This is a genomic window from Pediococcus sp. EKM201D (genome assembly GCF_011800215.1).
GTDB classification, from domain to species: Bacteria; Bacillota; Bacilli; order Lactobacillales; family Lactobacillaceae; genus Pediococcus; species Pediococcus pentosaceus.
Genome location: NZ_JAALFK010000002.1, coordinates 402238 through 424483 on the forward strand (window position 1 = coordinate 402238; position 22246 = coordinate 424483).

The following is a 22246-nucleotide window of genomic DNA, read 5'->3' on the forward strand; positions in this document are numbered from 1 at the left end:
ACAAGTGATACGACAGATACCACAAGTACGACGGATACAAGTGATACGACAGATACCACAAGTACAACAGATACAAGTGATACGACAGATACCACAAGTACAACAGATACGAGTGATACGACAGATACCACAAGTACAACAAATACAAGTGATACGACAGATACCACAAGTACGACGGATACAAGTGATACGACAGATACCACAAGTACAACAGATACAAGTGATACGACAGATACCACAAGTACAACAGATACGAGTGATACGACAGATACCACAAGTACAACAAATACAAGTGATACGGCAGATACCACAAGTACAACGGATACAAGTGATACGACAGATACCACAAGTATAACGGATACAAGTGATACGACAGATAGCGCAAGTACAACGGATACAAGTAATACGACAGGTACCACAAGTACAACGGATACCACAAGTACGTCTAATAGTACAAAGAATTCTGTTCCTAAGTTGCCAGGAAAAATAACTTCTGGTTCTTCGGGAACAAGTACGTCGAAAAAAGGTAATTCTACAAGTAAAAAATCTAGTGGATTAAAATCACCTTTAGCTAGCCTGCTACCACAAACGGGCGAAAAGGGTGGATGGATTTTAACGTTTGTAGGTGTTGTTATATTAGGAGTAGTTGGCTGGTTTGTATTTAAGAAAAAACGGTAAGTTTTAGGTACTAAATTAATTGAAATGACACTAAGTTTAAAACCGAGCAGATAGCTCGGTTTTTTAGTAATAAAAGAGGAAAAGGATTATAAAATATGGTAAAAAAGTTGAAAAATGGTAGTTGGTACTTAATGAGCTTTATTTTACCTATAACTATTGTCATCATAGCTTATGCTTCAAACGGAATATATTGGGGTAGCGCACATAGTATTCTGGCAAGCGATGCTTTTACACAAGGCGCTAATTTTTTAGCCAGTTTTCGAGAGGTTTTACATGGAAAAAATAGCTTGTGGTTTAATTGGCAAGCCGGTTTTGGATTGAATTATTTAGCATTATATAGTTACTATCTAGGAGGGATAGTAACGCCTTTAGTAGGACTATTTAGCAAAAATCAGATTCCAAATGCTTTTTATGCAATCACAATATTTAAAATAGGATTAGCTGGTCTAAGCAGTTTTTCTTATCTAAAACATCAATTTAAAATCAAACGATATCAACAATTATTACTCGCAATTAGTTACGCTACCATGTCTTTTGGATTAGTAAATGCAGAACAAATAATGTGGCTTGATGTTCTCTATATACTACCACTAATAGTATGGGGAGTTGATCAATGGATAGAACAGCAAAGGTGGGGATTATTGTTCATTAGTTGGTTCTTAATGTTAGTTACTAATTTTTATATTGCCTTTATGGTGGGATTATTTATCGGAATATATTATTTAATGAAGTTAATAACATTAAAAGTACAACAATGGTGGATTAATATCGGACAGTTTATTGGAATTATGCTCTGGTCGACAATTAGCAGTGGAGTAATAATTTTACCTGTAATCTTAACTTTGAGCCGCAATAAAATGCCATTATCATCAATGAATGGTGTCTTCACAGATCGCTCCGGATTATGGGATTTGCCAGTTAAATCTATGATAGGGGCTTATGATGGTACTAAATTTGGGACTACCCCTTATATTTATGTGGGTCTAATAGTCTTAATTTACGCAGTATCTTACTTTTTTAATCGGCAGATTGCACGACGTGTTAGGGTTGGATACGCAGTACTATTACTAAGTTTGGTTAGTGGATTCTATCTACAATTTTTCAATCTTACTTGGCAGGGATGGCATTTTCCAGCGATGTTTCTATACCGTTATAGTTTTTTATGGTCATTTGTAATGATGCAATTAGCAGCGTATGAATTGGAAGTTATGGTATCTCGCCTTGAAGCGAAAATTGGTATTATTTTAGGCAGTGTGATGCTGGTGGCGACTGTGGGGAGTTTTAATCATTATCACTTTATTAGCATTTGGAATTTAGTAGCTACCTTATTATTTTTAATAGTAGAAGTACTACTAATCTTTAGCGGATTAAATAAAAAAGTAGCCATAGGAAGTTTAGTTTTAGTTAGCATTTTAGAGCTAACGATCAATGCGGGTTTAATGTTTAAAGGGGTAGCTACAGAATGGCATTATCCAAGTGCTTCACTATTTAATGAGCCAGCAAAAGCAATCAAAGAAGGGCTTCCAAAAATAAGGAATGATAGACTGCGCCGAGTAGAAAACCTAGATTCTATCTCACGTGACGACGGTTTGAGGTTTAATTATGGGTCGGCTAATTTCTTTTCCTCTGTAACTAATCGACCATTTGAGCAAAGCTTAAATCAATTAGGTTTTCGTTCAACTGGAAGTAACCTAAACATGACATATGGAAATAATACTTTGGTAATGGACAGTATTCTAGGTATTCAGACGAACTTAGCGTTGCAACCTGTTGATAAATATGGTTTTCAGATGGCAACTCGTTCAGGAAAATTTTATGTAAGTAACAATCAAAATGCTTTAAAAAATGGAATTGTAGTAGAGCAAAAGCTTGCGGAAAATAAAAAATTGAGTAAAACAGATAATTTAGGTAATCAAAACCAATTATTGTCCTTAGTAGCTCATACATCCGTTACAAAGCGGTTATTCAAGAGCTTTCCGGTTCAATTGACCGGTTCTACAGGACAAACTGCTGAAGCTGGACTTGAATTTAAAAATTTAGAAAATGGTAATCAATCTCTTAAATTATCAGTGACTGTCCCAAAAAATCAACAAGCCTATTTGAGTTTATTTAAAATGCAAGGAAGTATAAGTCAAATATCAGTTTACAAGGGAAAACAATTAATTGAGAACTATAATCCAAATTTAGTTGGGCAGTATATTAATCTAGGATCTTTCAAACAAAGAACGAATCTCAATATTAGTGTTCGGCTAAGCGGAACAGGGACAGCTCAATTTGCACGCCCAACTTTGATTACATTAAATGAAAAAATTTTCCAACGGCAAATAGAACTAGCTCGGAAATATCAAGCCACAAATTTAAAATATGGGAAACGGACAATCAAAGGGAATATCACTACAAATAACGATAAACAAGCTTTATTATTAACGATTCCAGCAGATCCTGGTTGGAAAGCAAAAATTAATGGCAAGCAAGTAGCAGTTAAAACAGTAGATAATTTATTTACACTAGTTCCCTTAAATTCAGGAAAAAATCAGTTAACTATGAAATATGTACCGACTGGTTTAGTGATTGGAGCATGGTTAACAATACTTGGTCTATCAAGTTTTATTTTTGTACAGATCTGGAGACGATACGATAATGAAGATTTAGGTTAAGTATTGGTATTTTTATAGTAAGCTATTTAAAATAGTGAAAGTAAATTAAAAAAGTGACTTATTTTAGATTTATCTGAATAGGTCGCTTTTTTAGTTGGATAAGGCGTATCAAGTGCTTTTTTGGGTAAAAAATGTTTTAGTCTTAGTTATAAGGAAAAGAGACTATTTCCAAAATAGTACTTAAGGAGAGATTTGTTATGTATAAAGACTTACAAGAAAAAGTAGCCGTAATTACGGGTGGTTCCAAAGGTATTGGCTCAGCCATCGCCAAACGTTTTGGTCAAGAAAAAATGAAAGTGGTCATTAACTACAATAGTGATCCAGACGGAGCTCAAAAGGCCGCTGATGAAGTAATTAATGCTGGTGGCGAGGCAGTGACGGTTCAAGCTAATATCGCTACAGAAGCCGGAGTTAATCAATTACTTGAAACGGCGCTTGAAAAATTTGGTGACCTAGATGTCTGGGTTAATAATGCTGGGATGGAAATTAAATCACCAACTCATGAAGTACCGTTAGAAGATTGGAATAAAGTAACGGCAATTGACCAAACCGGTGTATTTTTAGGTTCACGTACTGCTTTAGCTTACTTTAAGAAGAACCATAAAAAGGGAAACATTATTAATATGTCTTCCGTGCATGAACAAATTCCTTGGCCTACCTTTGCTAGCTATGCAGCAGCTAAGGGAAGCGTAAAATTGTTCACTCAAACGATTGCGATGGAATACGCCAAGGATAATATCCGCGTAAATGCCATTGGACCCGGAGCGATTAATACTCCCATCAATGCCGAAAAATTTGCTGATAAGGAACAATATGATCAAACAGTCAGCATGGTACCCATGGACCGGATTGGTAAACCTGAAGAAGTAGCTGCGGGTGCAGCATGGTTAGCATCTGACGAATCCAGTTATGTAACTGGTATTACACTATTTATCGATGGTGGAATGACGCTTTATCCAGCTTTCAAGGATGGACAAGGTTAAGAATCACATTGGGGTAAATAAAAAAGACCGCGAACGGTCCTAAAAATAATGAATATTGATGTTTAATCATCGCGAAAATTTGGCCGCCATTAATTTTGCGGCCAAATTTTATTAATCTCTTTTAAAAGTGGTTGGACGAGTTTACGGTTACTTTTTAAATATGAACCGTAGAATTCAAGACGATTACGAGGATCGTCGATGGGGACGGCTACGCGTCCACCATCGTCAGAGCGCTCAATGGTGGCCGAACTAACTAGTGATAAGTTGGAGAAAAAATAGGGGAATTTAGAATTCCGACTAATTTCACTCATGGCATCGAGATCAGCTTGGTATAAGAAAGCAGCATCAGGGATATTATTTTCTACGATTGCTTGCCAAGGGCCAGTATCTTGGACCACGAGGAAACTCATTCCGGCTAAATCGTCGAAGTTTACGGATGTTTTTTTAGATAGTGGATTAGATTTACCAATTTCTACTCCAAGGTATTCCACACCCAAATAAACTGATTCGATTTCATCGGTCATAATTTCTTGGTTGGTAAAAATTAGCTTCTCTTTAAGATTTTTAAGATTATCAGCAACTTTTTCAGGAAAAACATTTTGAAAATTAATTTTAACTTTAGCAGGGGATGAAATTTCGGAGTTTTCTAGTAGGATAACTGGACCAGGAGCAACTGAACCAATTACAATTTCATGATTTAAGTGATGGTAGTTTAATACTCGTTCAGTAAAATCCCGCTCTGCTTTCAATAATTTGGCTGCTTCTGTAGCCGCGTAAACACCAGTTTCATTTAATTTGATGTGGTTACTAACTCGGCGATCAAAAAGTGATACACCTAATTCATCTTCTAATCTGCGCATTCCCCGAGTAACGGTGGGTTGAGTAATCATTAAATGCTCAGCAGTCGAGCTTAGTGTACCGTATCTTTGAAATGCTACTAGCTCTTTTAGTAAATCAAGGTTCATTGCCAATTCGATTACTTCCTTTCACTATTCCATAAATGCATAGTAACATACTTGATTGGTAATTTTTATATGGTAATTAACCCCCTATACTAGAAAGTACTTAAAGATAGTGTAAATAAATAGGATATATAAATTTAAAGGGGTACAAAGTTATGGAATATGTAAAGTTAAATGATGGCAACCAAATGCCTCAACTTGGATTTGGTGTTTTCCAAGTTTCCGATTTGAGCCAAGCCGAACAAGCCGTGAGTGATGCACTTGATACAGGTTATCGTCTAATTGATACGGCTGCTGCTTATGACAACGAAGAGGCGGTGGGTGCCGCGATCAAGAAGAGCGGTATTAATCGCAGTGAGATTTTTGTGACTTCTAAGCTTTGGGTGGATCACTTCACCTATGAAAAAGCGCAACAAGGAATTGAAGATTCACTAAATAAATTAGGATTGGACTATATTGATTTATACTTGCTTCACCAACCTTATGGTGACACAGCAGGTGCATGGCGAGCTTTGATTGAAGCTCAAAAGGCGGGTAAAATTAAGTCAATCGGTGTATCTAATTTTGCTCCAGATCAATTGATGAATCTGGAATTAATGTCAGATGTTAAGCCAGCACTTAATCAAATCGAAGTTTCACCTTGGTACCAAGAAGGCGAAGCGGTTGGTTTTGCTCAAAGTCAAGATGTTCAAGTTGAAGCATGGGCTCCCTTTGCGGAAGGTAAGCATAATATTTTCTCAAATGAGACGATTGCTGAAATTGGTCAGAAATATGGAAAAGCGAACGGACAAGTTATCCTACGTTGGCTCCTCCAACGCGGAATTGTGGTAATCCCCAAGTCAGTTCATAAGACGCGCATGGCTGAAAACTTAGATGTTTTTGATTTTGAATTGAGTGATGATGATATGCAAAAGATGAGTAGTTTAGATAAAAACGAAAGTCAGTTCTTTGATCACCGTGATCCAGAAGCCATTGTAAGTATTTTTGGTGAAAGCTTAAAAGCATTACGTAAATAATTTTAGGAGGAATTTAACAGATGAAAGCAGCAGTATTTATTGAACCAGGTAAAGTTGAAGTTAAAGAAGTACCTAAACCCCAAATTGATGGTGATAACCAGGCAATCATCCGGATTGTACGGGCTAGTGTTTGTGGTTCAGATTTATGGTGGTATCGTGGAATTTCTGAACGTCAGACAGATACTTTTATCGGACATGAAGCCATTGGAGTTGTGGAAGAAACTAGTGCAGACGTTGATAACATTCAAGTTGGCGACTTCGTGGTCGTGCCGTTTACGCATGGATGTGGTCATTGTGTAGCTTGTTTGAATGGTTTTGAAGGAGATTGTTTGAATCGTAAATCCGGCGATAACGGTGGCTACCAGGCTGAATACATGAAGTATGAACCAGCTAATTCAGGATTGGTTAAAATTCCGGGTAAACCAGAAGATTATACCGATGCCCAATTAGCTTCATTCCAAACTCTTTCTGATGTTATGGCAACTGGCTATCATGCTGCCCAAAATGCCGAAGTTAAGCCGGGTTCAACAGTTGCTGTCATCGGAGATGGAGCCGTTGGGTTATGTGGGGTGATCGGGGCTAAGTTGCTTGGAGCAAGCAAGATTATCCTTTTAAGTCACCATGAAGACCGTGCTGAATTAGGTAAGGCCTTTGGTGCCACTGATATCGTAGATACACGCGGCGATGAAGCTATCCAAGATGTTTTGAAGTTAACGAAGGAAAATGCCGGAGCTGACGCAATTTTAGAATGTGTGGGTGCTACTAGTGCAATCGAACAAGCAGGTCAAATTGCTCGGCCAGGCGCCGTAATTGGAAGAGTAGGGGTTCCTCAATCAGAACCTAAATCTAACCAATTATTCTGGAAAAATGTGGGTCTTCGTGGCGGGATTGCTTCAGTTACAAAACCTGATAAAGAAGTTCTTTTGCAAGCTGTTTTAGATGGTGAAATCAACCCTGGTCAAGTCTTTACAAAGAGTTTTGATCTAGATCATATAGAAGATGCATACGAGGCAATGAGTAATCGTCAAGCTATCAAAGCATTGCTGGTAATTTCAGATAAATAAAAGCATTTCTATAGCTTGCTTAACATTGTTAGCTCAAAAGGTGATTATACGAAGTTCAATAGAACGGTGGAAAGAGCTTCTAGTTGGTAGCTCTCGTTTCTGAAATAACGCCCACAATTAACTACATTATCCAAGTGGAAATGATATTTGGTTTCGTTAATATCTCTAGTCAATTTTAAGTTAAGGATTTTCAATTCCGGTAATAGATTTAACGATTCCTTCAGTGGATAACTATTCGTCTTTTCAGGGGTGATTCTTAACAACTGCTCCTCTGTGCTGGAGGCCAATCATTTGAAATAGTTTGCAAAAAATAGAATAAGTGTTAATATAGTCCCGAAAACGTTTTCTTTTTAAAATTGAAACTAAGGATTGTAACTCATACTCTTTGAGGCATTACCTTTTGCTTGTTGAAATATACGGGTGGAATGGGTGTCGCAAGGAGTTTTTTTGTATTAAGGAAGTGGTAAGAATGTTCGGCATTACAAAAAAGAAAAGTAATATTTTTGTTGTAGCTACCCCTATCGAAGGTGTTTGCATACCAATTACAGCTGTTTCAGATGAAGTATTTGCACAAAAAATGATGGGTGATGGATTTGCTATCAAACCAACCAATAATGCGAATAAGGTTGTTGCGCCTATTAGCGGGAAAGTTGTTTCATTACCTGAAAGTAAACATGCTATTGGAATTACGGATGAGGTACGAGGAATATCTGTATTGGTCCATGTTGGTATAGATACAGTTCGTTTAAAGGGAAAAGGATTTAAAACATTCGTTGAAGTGGGGCAAGAGGTTAAAGTGGGAACCCAAATAGCAACAATTAACAGAGCAACGTTAGATGCAGAAGATTTTGATTTGACGACGATGGTTGTCTTTACGGAAGGCTATACAGGTGAAATACCGCTTGGCAGCAAACTTAATCAACAACTTGCTTTGGGTACATTGGTTCTCAAACAAGCGTAAGTAATATTTAAGCAGGTAAGGAGGTGTAAATGAGATGCTGGTGGTGAAAAAAATAAATAATAATGTGGTGGTCTGTTTGGATCGGAATGGAGCACAGCTAGTTGCTTTTGGAAAAGGGCTGGGTTTTCCAAAAGTACCATATGAGCTGACTGATATGAACAAAGTGAGTATGACATTTTATAAATTAAATTATCAGTATTATCAATTACTAAAAGAAATTCCGACCGAAATTTTTGATGTAAGTGCCGCAATTACCGATAAGGCTCAAAAACTTATTTTGAGAAATCTTAATCCAAACATGATTTTTAGTTTAGCAGATCATATTAATTTTGCTATTACGAGATTAACTAAGTACCAAGGAATGGCACTCCCTTTTTCATATGATGTAGAGCAATTGTATCCTCAAGAAACAGCTGTGGGTTACTATGCTGTGAAGCTAATTAACTCGCGTTTAGATGTTGAATTACCAATCTCGGAGGTCACAGCAATAGCCATGCATTTCGTAAATTCTGAAACAACGGAATTAGTAACTAACCCAAAGGTAACAGCAGATGATGAAATTATAAAGATAGCTACAAAAATTATCGAACGAGAATTTGAAATAACTATTAGCAAAAATGAATTTAGTTACAACAGATTTATTATGCATTTACGATACTACATTAAACGCTTGAATGAACACCAACAAATTTCTAAGAATGATAATTTGAAATTGTTTAATGTGATGAAGCTAGATGAACCAAGAATTTATCTGGCAGCTAAGCAAATTGCAAACTACATTGATGATCAACTTGGAACTGTCAGTAATGATGATGAATTATATTATTTGATGATTTATGTTAAACGCATTGTTAATAAAGGTTAATTATCATTCAGTGGAGGCACTAGGATATGAAAAATAAAAATCAATATTATGAACAAGTAGCAAAAGATTTGTTATCAGCAGTCGGGGGGAGTGCTAATATTTCGTCAGTTACCCATTGTATGACACGTTTACGGTTTAATTTAAAAGATGAAAGTATTCCCAATGATAATGATATTCAAAGTATTCCAGGGGTAGTCGGTGTTAATCGAACCGGGGGACAATACCAGATTATCATCGGACAAACTGTTAATAAAGTGTATGATTTTTTACTAAAAACGGGTGATTTAACTCAATCGTCTTCGAGTGAAGATGGTTTAGCTGAAAACTTGAAAGAGAAATTAACTTTCAAATCGATTGCAAACAACATTTTGAATAAATTAGCGGGATGTTTGACGCCATTAATACCGATGATGGTGGCTGCATCGGTATTTAAAATGTTAGGCGCTATTTTGGGCCCTAACATGCTCAACCTTATCGGAACTAAAACGACGTTGTATCAGCTTTTTACTTTTGTTGGTGACGCTGGTTTTTATTTTTTACCAATCGTCATAGGTTATACGGCGTCTAAGCAATTCAATACTTCTCGAATTATTGCGATGTTTTTAGGGGCAATCGTAATTGATCCGAACCTAATCCAAATTGTAAAAGCTGGTAAGCCTTTTGATATTTTTGGTGTTACTATGCCGTTAATTAATTATTCTAGTACAGTAATTCCCATTATTTTAGCTGTTTGGGTAATGTCTTATATCGAACAATTTTTTAAGCAGCATACTGCTGAATCAATTAGTACGATTATGGTTCCCACCTTAACGATCGCTGTTATGTTACCAATTATGCTCTGTATTTTAGGGCCAGCGGGAAATGTTGTTGGCAATTACATTTGTGCTGGAATCTTGGCATTCGGGAAATTAGGAGGTTTGCCGACGATTATTGCTGTTGGTGTAATTGGTGCCTTTTGGGAAATTTTAGTTATGACGGGAATGCATTTGCTGATGCTTACAACCATGATGATGATTTTTGCTCAATCGGGACACGAGAACTTTGTAACCCTTGGTGCAGTTGCTGCCAGCATGTCGGTTGCTGGAATGTGTCTAGGCACGGCTTTACGAATTAAAGATAAAGATCAAAAAGCACTTGCTTGGAGTTATTTAATTGCTAGCTTTGTAGGGGGCGTAACTGAACCTGGATTATACGGTTTAGCAATACGTTATAAACGTCCCTTTATAGGAATGATGGTTGGCGGCTTTTGTGGTGGATTATATGCTGGTATGACTGCGATTACAGCTCATGTTATGGTTCCTGTTGCAAATTTTTTGTCTCTAACAACATATGTTGGAGGGCAAACCAATAACTTGGTAAATGGAGTAATTAGTGGAACAATTGCGTTTGTAGTAGCTGCAATTGCAACATACAGTATTGGTATCGAATCTAAAACTAATAAACAATCAAATGAACAAATTAAATTAGTGGAGGCATAATGGTGGAAACAAAACTAATTATTCGTGCAGACGATTTAGGCTATTCAGACGCAGTTAATATAGGTATTGAACGATCTGTTCATAAAGGGATAATTAATAATGTAGGCGTGATGGTTAACATGCCTACAACCTTGGACGGATTGTCTATGATCAGAGATACAAAAGTTTGTCTAGGGCTACATGTAGTTATAAGTTCAGGACGACCTCTACTAAATCCTAAATTTATTCCGAGTATTGTTGATGATGATGGTGCTTTTCTTAGCTCTGCAGATTATCGAAAAGCTCCCAATGATTTTGTTAATTTAGATGAGGTTATTTTAGAAATTGAAGCACAATATCAAAAATTTATAGAATTGGTTGGTCGAAAACCTGATTATTTTGAAGGACATGCAGTGGTTAGTGATAATTTCTTTAAAGGACTTTTAGTTGTTGCGAAATGCCATCAATTAAATTTATTGCAAGTTACTTTAAATTCAGGTAGACCGAGTTTATTATTCAAGGGACACAGTTTACATGTTTTTATGGAAAGCATGAATAAGGATTATAATCCTTATCAAACGTTGAAACGAGCTGTATTATCTAGTTGTGATGAAGAATATCCAATGATGATATGTCACCCAGGATATTTAGATGATTACTTATTAAAACACTCAAGTTTAACCACACCTCGTACTAAAGAAGTAGAAATGCTGACTGATCCACAAGTCCGTGCTTGGTTATACCAACACCAGGTTAGGTTAATTAAATATAATGAAATTTAACTATTTATGAGATCTATAAATGTTGTATGGATGCACATAACTAACTTAACCATAATTTTCTAGGCCAGCTAAAGCAACTTAAAAAGTGAGCCCTCAAGGTGAATTTATTGATCATCTTGAAGACTCACTTTTAGATGTTTTGACATAAAATAGAATATTTAAATTAAGATAACTTCAAGAAAATTCCAACTGTATTTATCAGTAAAATGAAGTCGGATAAATTTTCTTCATAATTCTAAACTCTTCAAAACTTAAAAAATAATTGGACAATTGTTGGTTACAGAACTTGACTAATCAGTTTAATTTTTTCACACATTGATTGGTAATCGATAAGTAAAAAAGACACTGAAATTTCTGCCAACGTGATATTCTAAATTGTTTATAACCAAATATTTGTCGACATTATTCCTCGATATTTCTCAGCATTTTTCGCCGCTATCGCATACAAATCACTCAATGCTTTTGGAATAATAAAATCATTTTTTAGGGAATAGTCCGTAATTGCATTACTTAATTTTACCGATATAAGACCCACATCCCGTCCTTCGCTCAATTGTTGTGCAAATTTTAACAAAAATTCTCTTATATCGGGATTTTTTTTAACTTCTTCATCTTTATAGGTTTCATCAATTGCATTAATTAAGTCTGCTTTCTTCATAATAACGTCTCCCGTTATCTATGTGCCCAAGGCCCGTGTTGTGTCCATCCGTTCACTATAATTTTTCCAATGCTAGCTGTAGCTTGTCCCCAGTCCACATAGCAAGTCTTTTTACCACAATGCACTCCGTTACCGTAATACTTTCCTCCTACGACATTTTTTAGTTCCTTATCGTTTAGTACTTTAATTTCAGTCATCTCAGAATCCTCCTTAAAAATTTAGCTTATTTATTTTAAACAACCTGTATTTTATACGAAGATGTTAGATAAAAGTTCAATCACTCCTAAAGTAGTGTTTTTACTTCTTAAAAGAAAAATAACTTTTGTTTCTGTAAAAAGTTATAAAATTAGGTTCAAAGTGATATGTCTTAAAAATTATTTTTAACAAAACGTTACTTTAGGACATAAAAACGACTATTCAAGAAGGAATCATGATTTACACTAAAAACCAAAATATAATGACCTTAATTTTAAGGAGGCATAAAAAAGAAATTAAAGTTAGAAGCGACCAAAAAGTTATTAGTGGGAATTTTTAAATGGCTTTCACAGTAGAAAAGCTGGGAAATATTACTACTTGTATTTTTAGTTTGTTTAGACATTGTGGTTAATTTTCTACTTCAAAGGGGAGTTTGGATTTGATTTCAGTAGATACTAAGGTTTACGTTTTCGAAGGGGTTATTGATTTTTTTAGTTTTTATATCATTTTTTTATTTCTACAAAATTATGCACATCATTTATCTACTTTCACCCCAAAAATTATAGTGGGACTAAGTTCAATTCCTCTTTTTTTTGTACTATATGCATTCTTACCGTTCAATGTTATATATGTTTTTATCCCGATTTATTATGCAGTTTTTAAAATAGCACACTATGATTGGCTTACATTAAATAACTTGCTGCTATCTTATCTAGTAGTTAATATTTCTGGGCTAGTAGCGTCCAGTATTTCAAATACACTTTTCCATACTAAACTTTATGACTGGAAAATCATGATTGTAACAAGTGTTTTTGAAATTCTTATGTTATCCACACTTGGTATATATATAAAAAAAATCGACAATTCTAAATTGTGGGATCGTAGTACCCAATTTTTTTTGGTAGTTGTACAAATTATATTTCAAACGATCCTTTACTTTTTTACCGTTCTTGCGCACCACTATGGAATGTTTGATACGTTTATTAACGGAGTTTTAATTTTTGTTATCATCGAATTTTTAATAATGTTGGGCCTTTTTATTTATTTAAATCTTCGAAGTCGTCAGAGATATGAATCCAAACTAGAAAAACAGCAGCTTGATAATTTACAAACCTATACTAAGCAACTTGAACAAAATCAATTAAAACTTAGAAAATTCAAATATGATTATAAAAATATATTGTTAAGTATCACCGAACTCGCTAAAGAAGGGGACAATAAAGGTTTGATTTTATATTTATCAAAATTGAAACTTTATTCCGATTCTGAACTCCAACAACATACAGATGATTATCAAGATATTCAAAATATTAAGGATACTCATGTAAAAAGCCTTTTACTTAATAAATTTTTTACGATGGAACAGTCCCAAATTCACTATCATTTCGAATGTAAAACTCCAATTAACCAAATTAATTTAAATATTATTGATATCGTTCGGCTACTAAGTATTTTATTAGACAATGCTATTGAAGAAGCCGGTGAAAGTTCAGAAAAAAATATTGATATTCTAATTTATAAAAATGTTGATAATACAACTGAAATTACTTTAACGAATACGGTTGCGCATTCTGCCTCCAATATCAACCAGTTAACAAAAATCGGATTTTCTAGTAAATCCAATCATTCCGGACTTGGACTGTCCATTGTAGAAGATTTGAAGCAAAAGTATCCTAATTTATTTATTCATTTTTCGTCTAATAACTACCAATTTACTACCCAGATCATTATTAATTAATATTGAAAGGAGGTAGTTATGTATTCAATTATTGTTTGTGAAGATGACCCAACTCAACTTCATGCGATTAGTACTACTATTAAAAATTTTGTTCTTTTCCATGAAGAAGATTTTGATAAATCATTTAGTACTCCCAATCCTGAAAAGTGCTTAGATTATCTTAAAAGTCATAATATTCAAAATGGTATTTACCTTTTGGATATTGACTTAGGAACTAGTATGAATGGTATTGATCTAGCCGAACAAATCCGAAAATTAGATGTGCAATCTGAAATTATATTTATTACTAGTCACAATGAAATGGCTTCATTAACTTTAAAGCGACGCGTTGAAGCTTTAGGATTCATCAGCAAAGATAACTCCCTTGAAAAAATACGAGATGAAATCTATGAAACTCTCAATTTAGCAAGGCTTCGTTCAGATGAGCGTAAAAATTTAAAAAGAAAAATCTTCAATTTCAGTATTGGAGTAAGAGTGTTCAATTTTGATTTAGATGATGTTTTAATACTTGAAACTGCTGAAATCCCACATCGACTAAATCTATTTACCAAAAGTGGTAAATATGAATTTTACGGAAGGCTCCAAGACTACGAAAAGAAATACACCGAGCTTTTTCGTTGTTCCAGATCAGCTTTAATTAATATAAAAAATATATCGGAATACAATGCTTCAACAAAGATGATTTATTTTGATTTATCGTTAAGCTGCAAGTGTTCAATAACCAAGACACGAGAACTAAAACGACGTATACTAGCTAGCAAATAAGAGAAAAATTTTTTCTTAAGTTGTTCAAATGAGAATTTATAATTATATTTGAACATAAATACTTTCTGAATTGTACATTTTTACGCCGTGATTTTAACTTATTTAGAATGGGATTTATTTATATTCGGTTGGTAGTACTAAAGCTACCACATGTATTTTAACCATGATAAAGAGCAATATTTTAAAGTCATCTTTTTGTATTTTATTTTTTTAGATAAGTGGGTGGTTTAGTTATGCGGTCTCAAAAATGGCAAAAATTTTATACAGCTCAAGTTGATGAAAATGACTGCGGAGTGGCTGCGCTAAATATGGTTCTTAAGTATTATGGCTCTAATTACACATTGGCACATTTACGTAATCTTGCTAAAACTACTAATGATGGCACCACGGCTCTAGGCATTGTGGAAGCTGCGAAACACCTAAACTTAAACGCCGAAGCTGTGCGTACAGATATAGATTTTTTTTCTGATTTCCAAATAACGTTTCCTGTTATCGTCCATGTTTTAAAAGATAACTATTTACCACACTATTATGTTGTTTATCAAGTCACTAAGACAAGTTTAATTATTGGTGACCCTGATCCAACCGTTAATACTACTACAATATCAAAAGCTCGATTTATCAAAGAATGGACCAAAATTGCAATTATGATAACTCCAAATATTAAATATAAACCTACAAAAGAGCCACGACATACACTAATTAATTTAGTACCCTTGTTAATCAAACAAAAAAAATTGATTAGTTTAATTATCAGTGCGGCGTTTTTAACGACATTAATTAGTATTGCTGGTACATATTTTTTTCAATTAATTATTGATACTTACCTACCTCAAATGTTAACCAATACTTTAACGTTAGTTGCTATCGGTCTAATTGCAGCGTATCTTTTTCAAGCAGCTATTAGTTATATCCAAAGCTTACTCACAATTATATTGGGACAACGACTTATGGTTGATATCATTCTGAAATATGTTCACCATTTTTTTAATTTACCCATGGCCTTTTTTGCTACTCGGCATGTAGGTGAAATAACATCGCGATTTTCTGATGCTAGTAAAATTATTGATGCGCTTGGAAACATTATGATGACGTTATTTTTGGATATGTGGATTTTAATTGCAGTAGGTGCCTTTTTAGCTTATAAAAATATTATTTTATTTTTAATTTCATTGATTGTAATTCCAATATATATAATAATCGTTTGGATATTTAAAAAAACTTTCCATCGGTTAAATCAAGCCACAATGGAAAGTAGTGCTATCGTTAACTCAGCTATTATTGAAAGTTTAAGTGGTATAGAAACCATCAAGGCTTTGACAGGTGAATCAGCCACAAAAAAGAAGATTGACGTTCTTTTTTGTGATTTATTACGAAAAAATTTAGCTTATCAAAAGGCTGATCAAGGACAACAAGCTATTAAAATGGCTACTAAATTGATTTTGACCGTTGTTATCCTCTGGATAGGTACAATTTTTGTAATGCAACATCAACTTTCTTTAGGGCAACTGTTAACCTACAATGCGTTACTTTTGTACTTTCTAACACCGTTAGAAAATATAATTAATTTACAATCTAAATTACAATCAGCACGAGTAGCAAATAACCGATTAAATGAGATTTATCTTGTTCAGTCTGAATTTTCAAAACCAAGGATGATTAATGAATCCTATCAATTGAATGGTGATATTACGGTCAATAATGTTAATTTTAAATACGGATATAGTTCTAATACGCTTAAAAATATTTCTTTAACAATTCATCGTAATCAAAAAGTTACGATCGTAGGTATGAGTGGATCTGGTAAAACAACTCTTGCTAAATTATTAATTGGTTTTTACGAGATCCAAGAACAATGTGGTAACATTCAAATTAATCAGCATAATATAAATGATATTAGTCGCAAGGTTCTACGGCAGTACATCAATTATATCCCTCAGGAACCCTTTATTTTTTCTGGTACCGTTTTAGACAACTTATTATTGGGTAGTCGGCCTAATTTAACCCAAGAAACGATTGATCAAGCTTGTTCTTTTGCTGAAATTAAAGCGGACATTGAAAAATTATCTCAAGGCTACTACACTAAATTAAGCGAAAGTGGTTCTGATTTATCCGGTGGACAAAAACAACGGTTATCAATAGCTCGTGCATTATTGTCTCCAGCAAAGTGTCTAATTTTTGACGAATCGACTAGTAGCTTAGACACAATTACTGAACACAAGATTATATCTAATTTGATGGATATGAAGGGTAAAACGATAATTTTTATTGCTCATCGTCTTAACATTGCAGCTCAAACTGATAAAGTCATTGTACTTGATAAAGGGACGGTTGTTGAGCAAGGCTCTCACCAACAACTATTAAATCTTAACGGTTATTACACAAGATTAATTAACAGACAAGGATAGTTAGTTTGGATGAAAAAATTGTTGAACCAACCTTGTACCCTATGGTTATATTTTAAGATTGTTATGCTTATTGAATTTATAGAAGTTACAAAATAGGATAGGATATATTAACTGACCAAAACGTCACGGATTAAACGAAAACCAGTTAATAGAATTCATAATTATACAAAATTGATTAATGCAGTATAAAAAGGAATCCATTACTCACTCAGTGATGGATTCCTTTTTATACTTTGTACCTTGTTTCCACGGAATTAACAGGTACTATATATAATTTTGCTATTATTCCTGATTTATTTTGCTAATTATTTTATGAAGTTGTTTATATTGGCTAAGCATCCATGATTTATAAGTTTCTCCCTTGGGCAAGGTTTCTGTGACAGGGAGTATAGGAATATCATTTTTCTTTGCTAACTTGACCAAATTATTAACTACCTTTGAATCTACCTGTTTATTGAAAACGAATAGCGAAATATCATGCTCTTTAATATTTTTTTGTAACTTTTTAATAGTAGCTGGAGATGGGTCGACACCGTTTTCTGTATCCTTTTCAAAATCAGTATCCGCTACTGTAAATCCAACAGCTTTTAAGGCATAATCGAAAACTGGTTCACTCACGTAAGCTTTTTTATTCTTAGTATTATTAGTAATTTTTTTGATACCCTTGATTTGCTGATTAACTGCATTTAAAGACTTAATATATTTTTTTGCGTTAACTTTAAAATATTTTTTATTTTGAGGTTGTAATTTACCAAACTGTTTTGCTAAATCGTTAGCAAGATGAGGCATAGTTTGTGGATTGTACCATAAATGTGGGTTGTCACCTTCTCGTTTATTTAAAAGATCTTCCCCAACTTTAATATAAGTAGCTTTATGTGCATTTTGGGCTAACTTATCCATCCAACCGTCGTAACCAACTCCATTTGCGATTAATACATCAGAATTGGTTACCTTTTTCGCTATTTTAGAAGTTGGCTCATAATCGTGAGGGTCAACATTGGGATCATTGATGGCAGATGTCACTTTTCCTTTGTTACCGACCACAGCTTTCGCTACTTCACCATAAAAATCGGTGGTTGTGGTAATTTTTATTTTCCCATCTTTAGTAGACGAATTATTTTGAGAACAGCCAGCCATTAGTATTAAGGTACTGGTAAAAGCGAATACTAGCGTTACAAATTTTATTAATTTTTTCATATCTACTCCTAAATTTAAATTTAATAATGTATGCCAAATAAATCTATAAAAGTATAAATAATAAAAAATACTATCTTTTATTAGTCCTATTTTTTTTAATTTCTTTAATAATTTTTAGAGCTCTTCTTTTAGTTTTGACGTTAGGGCTTTTTAAGTACCTATAAGCACTTGATTGATTTTCTTTCTTCATGTTTTTCTCCTTAATAAAGTGGTCTATGGTCAACTGCTTTATGTATTTCTGGAATTTGCATCAAAAGCATATTTATGAAAATTCAAAATAAATACTAAAAGACTTATACAACTTATGCGTAATTCCTCATATCGCTAAATAAATGATAAAAATTTACATTATTAGATCACCTCCTAATCTAAATAGTAATGATTACTATTTAGATTAGGATATTAACATTTAATTGTCAAATTTTTTTGCTAATTGTGGCTACATTTATTAAACAACTACAAACTTAGAACTTTGAGAGGATCACAGTGTCAGAAATTACTAAAATAACTAATACATAGGCTTTTTATGGGAGTTTCTGATTTAATGGTGATTTAAATTTTTCTATAATTCTTATTTTTGGCTTAAATCTAACGGTATAAGTACTTCATTAGTCCTCTTTTATATGTACGAACGTGCGTTCTATAATTAAAGTGTTCTTAACATGCGAAAGAAAAAAAGACCTTTGACACAGCAACATTAAAAATATTTTTCTACATCGTAAAAAATGTTTTTAAAAAGTAGTTTTTGTTTCAAAAGTTAATAAGGGAGTAGTTTACATGGAAAAAAATTTGTCGGAACACAGTGAAAAATCGGTACGTTTTTTTGATTTAATGATGGAGGGTTTAAAAGACCACGTTGATGCCGAAACTTTTTGGGATGCAGTGGATGAAAACGCAGTATTTAAATTTAATTACTATTTTCCTAATTTGCCAAAGGAAATGGGCAAATTAAAATATAAAGAGTGGCTTGAAGAGAATACTAATTCAGGATCTTCCGCTGAGTTTATTAATTTATATAAGGATCTCTCAACACCTGGTCAAACGACTATTATCATGCAATACGTTGTGCGGTTTAAACCAGGTATACCTGATATGAATTTCTTGTCGATTGCTACTGTTAAGGATAATAAAGTAGTTGCGTGGGATGATTATCTGGATACTTCAAAATAGGTAGAATTAAAATTAATTTCGTAATAATTAAGATAAAATAAAAAGAGCATCACTGCTAAAACGCGGTGGTGCTCTTTTTGGATGATTATTTCTAGTTTAAAACTAATAACATAAGTGTCCCATCATAATATTTATGGTCAATTTTAAAAAATTTTTCATATAGTCCATATTCTTTAAATCCAAATTTTTTATATAAATGAATTGCAGGTATATTATCTGTTCTAACTTCTAACTCTAAAATTTCTAAGTTAATAGACTTTGCATAATTTATTATTTCTGCTAGTAACATGCTGCCGATGCCTTGACCACTAAATTCTTTTAAGACTGATATGCCAAAGGTCCCTCTATGACTAATTCGCTTTCTTAAAAATGATTTCATGTTAGCTGTACCTATTATTTTTTCATCTTTAGTAGCTAACAAAAAAAGATTTGCGGAGGACTTGGATGATTCTTCTAAAAGATTTATCTCATCAGTAAGCTTCTTTTGAGCCATTTCTTCTGGTGTTAACAATAGATTACTGGTTTCATTAGTAATAAATTTTAAATAATTTAGTACACCTTGAGCATCTTCAGATTGCGCTTCTCTAATAATCACCTTTGTAGAAGTCATTTCATTCCTCTTATTTCTTTTTAAATATTATATACCCGTTTCATTTTTTGCGTTACATGATATTTATACTCTTTTGCGAACCTGATTTGTATAGTAAAACTTGAAATAAATTCTACTAATAAAAATAGAACAGTTCTGACCAGAAATAAGGCATGAATAAGCAGTATAATTGAGATAAAGCAATATAGATATCATGATTGAATTACATTGAGGGGAATGATAAATCAATATGAGAAAATTGAGTCATAAACAAAGCTTGATGGTAATTATTGCGATTGCACTTTTGGCGGTAATCTTACAATTCGTCTTGGGTCAAGCTTGGTTAGCCCAAATTCTGGTTTCCTTGGTGGGAGCCGTGATGGCGATGACCATGTTTATTGAGATGATTGGGACTTTGAGGTCGGGTAAATATGGGGTCGATTTATTAGCTATTTTAGCGGTGGTTTCGAGCCTTTTATTTAGTGAGTACTGGGCAGCCATGGTGATTTTAGTTATGTTAACTGGTGGGGATGCCTTAGAAGACTATGCTTCCAAGAAAGCCAATACTGAACTCAAAGCCCTTTTAGATAATTCACCGCAAGTGGCTCATCGGCTCCATGGTGAAAAACTAGAAGATATTGCTGTTAACCAAGTACAAGTAGATGATAAGTTGGTGATTAAACCTGGGGAATTAGTTCCGGTTGATGGGTTTATCGTTGAAGGGAGTTCAAACTTTGATGAATCTTCTTTAACAGGAGAATCACAGCCAGTAAATAAGGACTTTAACGATGAACTTATGTCTGGTTCAGTCAATGGTGATGCTGTGGTAACCATGCAAGCTAGTCAGGTGGCCGCCAATAGTAAGTATCAACAATTAATTAAGTTGGTTAAGAAAGCCGAAGCAACCCCGGCCCGTTTTGTGCGGATGGCAGACCGTTATGCGGTACCTTTTACCATCGTGGCAATCGCAATTGCGGTGGTGGCCGCAGTAATTTCTAAGAGCCCTAGCCGAATCGCGCAAGTTTTGGTGGTGGCTTCGCCTTGTCCTTTAATCTTAGCGGCTCCAGTGGCGATGGTTTCGGGGATGAGTCGGGCTTCTCGCAATGGGATCGTGGTTAAGACGGGGGATGTTCTAGAAAAATTATCTACGGCTAAAACGGTCGCCTTTGATAAGACTGGAACATTAACTAATGGGCATTTGATGGTGGCGGAGATTTTGCCACATCAAGAAGTTTCCCAAACAGAATTGCTCCAAATCGCTGCTAGTGTGGAAACTATCTCCTCGCATGTATTGGCGCGCTCCTTAGTAACTTACGCGATAGATAAAGGTCTGGAAATGTTAAGTGTTAGTGACGCCCAGGAAATTACGGCGAATGGAGTACAGGCCTTGATTCAAGGAAAATTAGTCAAGGTTGGTAAGCGTAAATTTGTAACGGGAGATCCTTTAATCCAGAGTCAAACCCATACCGCTATCTATGTCAGTCGGGACGATCAATACTTAGGTTGTATCACTTTTACCGACTACCTCAGACCAGAAGCTAGCCAGACCATGGTTCAGTTGCATCACTTAGGCGTTAAGAAATTAATGATGTTAAGTGGTGACCAAGTCAAAACAGCTCAAAAAATCGGTCAAGAAGTTGGAATCGATGATGTCCAAGCTGAATTGCTACCAGAAGATAAAATTGCTGCATTAAAAGCTCTCACTCCGGAAGAAAAGCCGGTGGTGATGGTCGGGGACGGTGTTAATGATGCCCCTAGCTTGGTAACTGCCGATGTAGGAATTGCCATGGGAGCTCATGGATCGTCTGCTGCCAGTGAATCGGCGGATTTGGTTATCTTAAAAGATGACTTAGCTAAGGTAGCTAAAGCAGTTGTAATCGCAAAAGATACCATTCGAGTTGCTCGGCAAGCCGTTTTAATCGGGATCTTTATCTGTACAGCGTTAATGTTGATCGCCGCTTTTGGAATTATTCCGGCATTTATTGGAGCGATGTTCCAAGAAGTGATTGATACAGTTTCAATTTTATGGGCGTTGAGGGCACGTTATTCTAATGAAAAATAAGATAAGTTATAAGAAGTAGGAAAGTATACTATTTTCGAA

Annotated in this window: 21 protein-coding genes; 15 read left to right on the top strand and 6 right to left on the bottom strand. The window is 34.5% G+C overall.

Annotated features, from left to right (window positions below; genetic code table 11):
• Nucleotides 1-40: 40 nt before the first annotated feature.
• The 4 genes from HFC68_RS09425 (at nucleotide 41) to HFC68_RS04770 (ending at nucleotide 4318) form a co-directional block, all read left to right on the top strand.
• Nucleotides 41-355, top strand: coding sequence for a magnesium transporter MgtE N-terminal domain-containing protein (locus tag HFC68_RS09425; RefSeq protein ID WP_372237476.1), 315 nt, complete (start codon nucleotides 41-43; stop codon nucleotides 353-355).
• A gap of 119 nt (nucleotides 356-474) precedes the next feature.
• On the top strand, nucleotides 475-678 hold the full coding sequence (locus tag HFC68_RS09430) for an LPXTG cell wall anchor domain-containing protein (RefSeq protein ID WP_064635638.1): 204 nt from the start codon (nucleotides 475-477) through the stop codon (nucleotides 676-678).
• A 95-nt stretch (nucleotides 679-773) separates the two neighbouring features.
• Complete coding sequence (locus tag HFC68_RS04765; protein WP_011672814.1) at nucleotides 774-3335, top strand: YfhO family protein; 2562 nt, start codon at nucleotides 774-776, stop codon at nucleotides 3333-3335.
• 197 nt (nucleotides 3336-3532) lie between these two features.
• Complete coding sequence (locus HFC68_RS04770; protein ID WP_011672815.1) at nucleotides 3533-4318, top strand: SDR family oxidoreductase; 786 nt, start codon at nucleotides 3533-3535, stop codon at nucleotides 4316-4318.
• An 89-nt stretch (nucleotides 4319-4407) separates the two neighbouring features.
• Here HFC68_RS04770 and HFC68_RS04775 read toward each other — a convergent pair whose 3' ends face one another.
• Nucleotides 4408-5283: a LysR family transcriptional regulator gene (locus HFC68_RS04775; RefSeq protein WP_041526981.1), complete on the bottom strand. Its 876-nt coding sequence runs from the start codon at nucleotides 5281-5283 to the stop codon at nucleotides 4408-4410.
• A gap of 152 nt (nucleotides 5284-5435) precedes the next feature.
• Between HFC68_RS04775 and HFC68_RS04780 the strand changes: the two genes are divergently transcribed.
• The 6 genes from HFC68_RS04780 to HFC68_RS04805 all read left to right on the top strand — a co-directional run bounded on the left by HFC68_RS04780 (nucleotide 5436) and on the right by HFC68_RS04805 (nucleotide 11425).
• Entirely contained in the window at nucleotides 5436-6296 is an 861-nt protein-coding gene (locus HFC68_RS04780) for an aldo/keto reductase (protein ID WP_011672817.1), read from the top strand.
• A gap of 20 nt (nucleotides 6297-6316) precedes the next feature.
• Nucleotides 6317-7360, top strand: a complete 1044-nt coding sequence (locus tag HFC68_RS04785) for an alcohol dehydrogenase catalytic domain-containing protein (protein ID WP_011672818.1) — start codon at nucleotides 6317-6319, stop codon at nucleotides 7358-7360.
• Between the two features lie 469 nt (nucleotides 7361-7829).
• Nucleotides 7830-8321 carry a PTS glucose transporter subunit IIA gene (locus HFC68_RS04790; protein WP_011672819.1) on the top strand — a complete coding sequence of 164 codons (492 nt, stop codon included), beginning with the start codon at nucleotides 7830-7832 and terminating at the stop codon, nucleotides 8319-8321.
• 34 nt (nucleotides 8322-8355) lie between these two features.
• Nucleotides 8356-9186, top strand: coding sequence for a PRD domain-containing protein (locus HFC68_RS04795; protein WP_011672820.1), 831 nt, complete (start codon nucleotides 8356-8358; stop codon nucleotides 9184-9186).
• A 26-nt stretch (nucleotides 9187-9212) separates the two neighbouring features.
• Nucleotides 9213-10664, top strand: a complete 1452-nt coding sequence (locus HFC68_RS04800; protein ID WP_011672821.1) for a PTS transporter subunit EIIC — start codon at nucleotides 9213-9215, stop codon at nucleotides 10662-10664.
• A 2-nt stretch (nucleotides 10665-10666) separates the two neighbouring features.
• Nucleotides 10667-11425 (top strand): ChbG/HpnK family deacetylase, encoded by a 759-nt coding sequence (locus HFC68_RS04805; protein WP_002834215.1) that lies wholly within the window; start codon nucleotides 10667-10669, stop codon nucleotides 11423-11425.
• Nucleotides 11426-11804: 379 nt separating this feature from the next.
• On the opposite strand, the gene HFC68_RS04810 is transcribed toward HFC68_RS04805, so the two are convergent.
• Entirely contained in the window at nucleotides 11805-12083 is a 279-nt protein-coding gene (locus HFC68_RS04810) for a bacteriocin immunity protein (RefSeq protein WP_002834213.1), read from the bottom strand.
• 14 nt (nucleotides 12084-12097) lie between these two features.
• Nucleotides 12098-12280, bottom strand: a complete 183-nt coding sequence (locus tag HFC68_RS04815) for a class II bacteriocin (RefSeq protein ID WP_011672822.1) — start codon at nucleotides 12278-12280, stop codon at nucleotides 12098-12100.
• Between the two features lie 437 nt (nucleotides 12281-12717).
• Between HFC68_RS04815 and HFC68_RS04820 the strand changes: the two genes are divergently transcribed.
• The 3 genes from HFC68_RS04820 to HFC68_RS04830 all read left to right on the top strand — a co-directional run bounded on the left by HFC68_RS04820 (nucleotide 12718) and on the right by HFC68_RS04830 (nucleotide 17189).
• Nucleotides 12718-14016 carry a sensor histidine kinase gene (locus HFC68_RS04820; RefSeq protein WP_256677770.1) on the top strand — a complete coding sequence of 433 codons (1299 nt, stop codon included), beginning with the start codon at nucleotides 12718-12720 and terminating at the stop codon, nucleotides 14014-14016.
• 18 nt (nucleotides 14017-14034) lie between these two features.
• A complete protein-coding gene (locus HFC68_RS04825; RefSeq protein ID WP_011672824.1) occupies nucleotides 14035-14781 on the top strand; it encodes a LytTR family DNA-binding domain-containing protein in 747 nt (248 codons plus the stop codon).
• A gap of 233 nt (nucleotides 14782-15014) precedes the next feature.
• Complete coding sequence (locus HFC68_RS04830) at nucleotides 15015-17189, top strand: peptide cleavage/export ABC transporter (RefSeq protein ID WP_167399707.1); 2175 nt, start codon at nucleotides 15015-15017, stop codon at nucleotides 17187-17189.
• 282 nt (nucleotides 17190-17471) lie between these two features.
• Here HFC68_RS04830 and HFC68_RS04835 read toward each other — a convergent pair whose 3' ends face one another.
• On the bottom strand, nucleotides 17472-18386 hold the full coding sequence (locus HFC68_RS04835; protein WP_011672826.1) for a metal ABC transporter solute-binding protein: 915 nt from the start codon (nucleotides 18384-18386) through the stop codon (nucleotides 17472-17474).
• Between the two features lie 70 nt (nucleotides 18387-18456).
• On the bottom strand, nucleotides 18457-18576 hold the full coding sequence (locus HFC68_RS04840) for a putative metal homeostasis protein (RefSeq protein WP_011672827.1): 120 nt from the start codon (nucleotides 18574-18576) through the stop codon (nucleotides 18457-18459).
• Between the two features lie 587 nt (nucleotides 18577-19163).
• Between HFC68_RS04840 and HFC68_RS04845 the strand changes: the two genes are divergently transcribed.
• Nucleotides 19164-19556 carry a hypothetical protein gene (locus HFC68_RS04845; protein WP_011672828.1) on the top strand — a complete coding sequence of 131 codons (393 nt, stop codon included), beginning with the start codon at nucleotides 19164-19166 and terminating at the stop codon, nucleotides 19554-19556.
• Between the two features lie 91 nt (nucleotides 19557-19647).
• Here HFC68_RS04845 and HFC68_RS04850 read toward each other — a convergent pair whose 3' ends face one another.
• Nucleotides 19648-20166: a GNAT family N-acetyltransferase gene (locus tag HFC68_RS04850; RefSeq protein ID WP_011672829.1), complete on the bottom strand. Its 519-nt coding sequence runs from the start codon at nucleotides 20164-20166 to the stop codon at nucleotides 19648-19650.
• 229 nt (nucleotides 20167-20395) lie between these two features.
• Here HFC68_RS04850 and HFC68_RS04855 point away from each other — a divergent pair, with 229 nt between their 5' ends.
• Entirely contained in the window at nucleotides 20396-22207 is a 1812-nt protein-coding gene (locus tag HFC68_RS04855; protein ID WP_011672830.1) for a heavy metal translocating P-type ATPase, read from the top strand.
• Nucleotides 22208-22246: the final 39 nt, after the last annotated feature.

Bases quoted from the DNA above. Each gene is read 5' to 3' on its own strand.
- HFC68_RS04765 (WP_011672814.1), top strand. From the start codon at position 774: ATGGTAAAAAAGTTGAAAAATGGTAGTTGGTACTTAATGAGCTTTATT.
- HFC68_RS04770 (WP_011672815.1), top strand. From the start codon at position 3,533: ATGTATAAAGACTTACAAGAAAAAGTAGCCGTAATTACGGGTGGTTCC.
- HFC68_RS04775 (WP_041526981.1), bottom strand. From the start codon at position 5,283: ATGAACCTTGATTTACTAAAAGAGCTAGTAGCATTTCAAAGATACGGT.
- HFC68_RS04780 (WP_011672817.1), top strand. From the start codon at position 5,436: ATGGAATATGTAAAGTTAAATGATGGCAACCAAATGCCTCAACTTGGA.
- HFC68_RS04785 (WP_011672818.1), top strand. From the start codon at position 6,317: ATGAAAGCAGCAGTATTTATTGAACCAGGTAAAGTTGAAGTTAAAGAA.
- HFC68_RS04790 (WP_011672819.1), top strand. From the start codon at position 7,830: ATGTTCGGCATTACAAAAAAGAAAAGTAATATTTTTGTTGTAGCTACC.
- HFC68_RS04795 (WP_011672820.1), top strand. From the start codon at position 8,356: ATGCTGGTGGTGAAAAAAATAAATAATAATGTGGTGGTCTGTTTGGAT.
- HFC68_RS04800 (WP_011672821.1), top strand. From the start codon at position 9,213: ATGAAAAATAAAAATCAATATTATGAACAAGTAGCAAAAGATTTGTTA.
- HFC68_RS04810 (WP_002834213.1), bottom strand. From the start codon at position 12,083: ATGAAGAAAGCAGACTTAATTAATGCAATTGATGAAACCTATAAAGAT.
- HFC68_RS04815 (WP_011672822.1), bottom strand. From the start codon at position 12,280: ATGACTGAAATTAAAGTACTAAACGATAAGGAACTAAAAAATGTCGTA.
- HFC68_RS04825 (WP_011672824.1), top strand. From the start codon at position 14,035: ATGTATTCAATTATTGTTTGTGAAGATGACCCAACTCAACTTCATGCG.
- HFC68_RS04830 (WP_167399707.1), top strand. From the start codon at position 15,015: ATGCGGTCTCAAAAATGGCAAAAATTTTATACAGCTCAAGTTGATGAA.
- HFC68_RS04835 (WP_011672826.1), bottom strand. From the start codon at position 18,386: ATGAAAAAATTAATAAAATTTGTAACGCTAGTATTCGCTTTTACCAGT.
- HFC68_RS04840 (WP_011672827.1), bottom strand. From the start codon at position 18,576: ATGAAGAAAGAAAATCAATCAAGTGCTTATAGGTACTTAAAAAGCCCT.
- HFC68_RS04845 (WP_011672828.1), top strand. From the start codon at position 19,164: ATGGAAAAAAATTTGTCGGAACACAGTGAAAAATCGGTACGTTTTTTT.
- HFC68_RS04850 (WP_011672829.1), bottom strand. From the start codon at position 20,166: ATGACTTCTACAAAGGTGATTATTAGAGAAGCGCAATCTGAAGATGCT.
- HFC68_RS04855 (WP_011672830.1), top strand. From the start codon at position 20,396: ATGAGAAAATTGAGTCATAAACAAAGCTTGATGGTAATTATTGCGATT.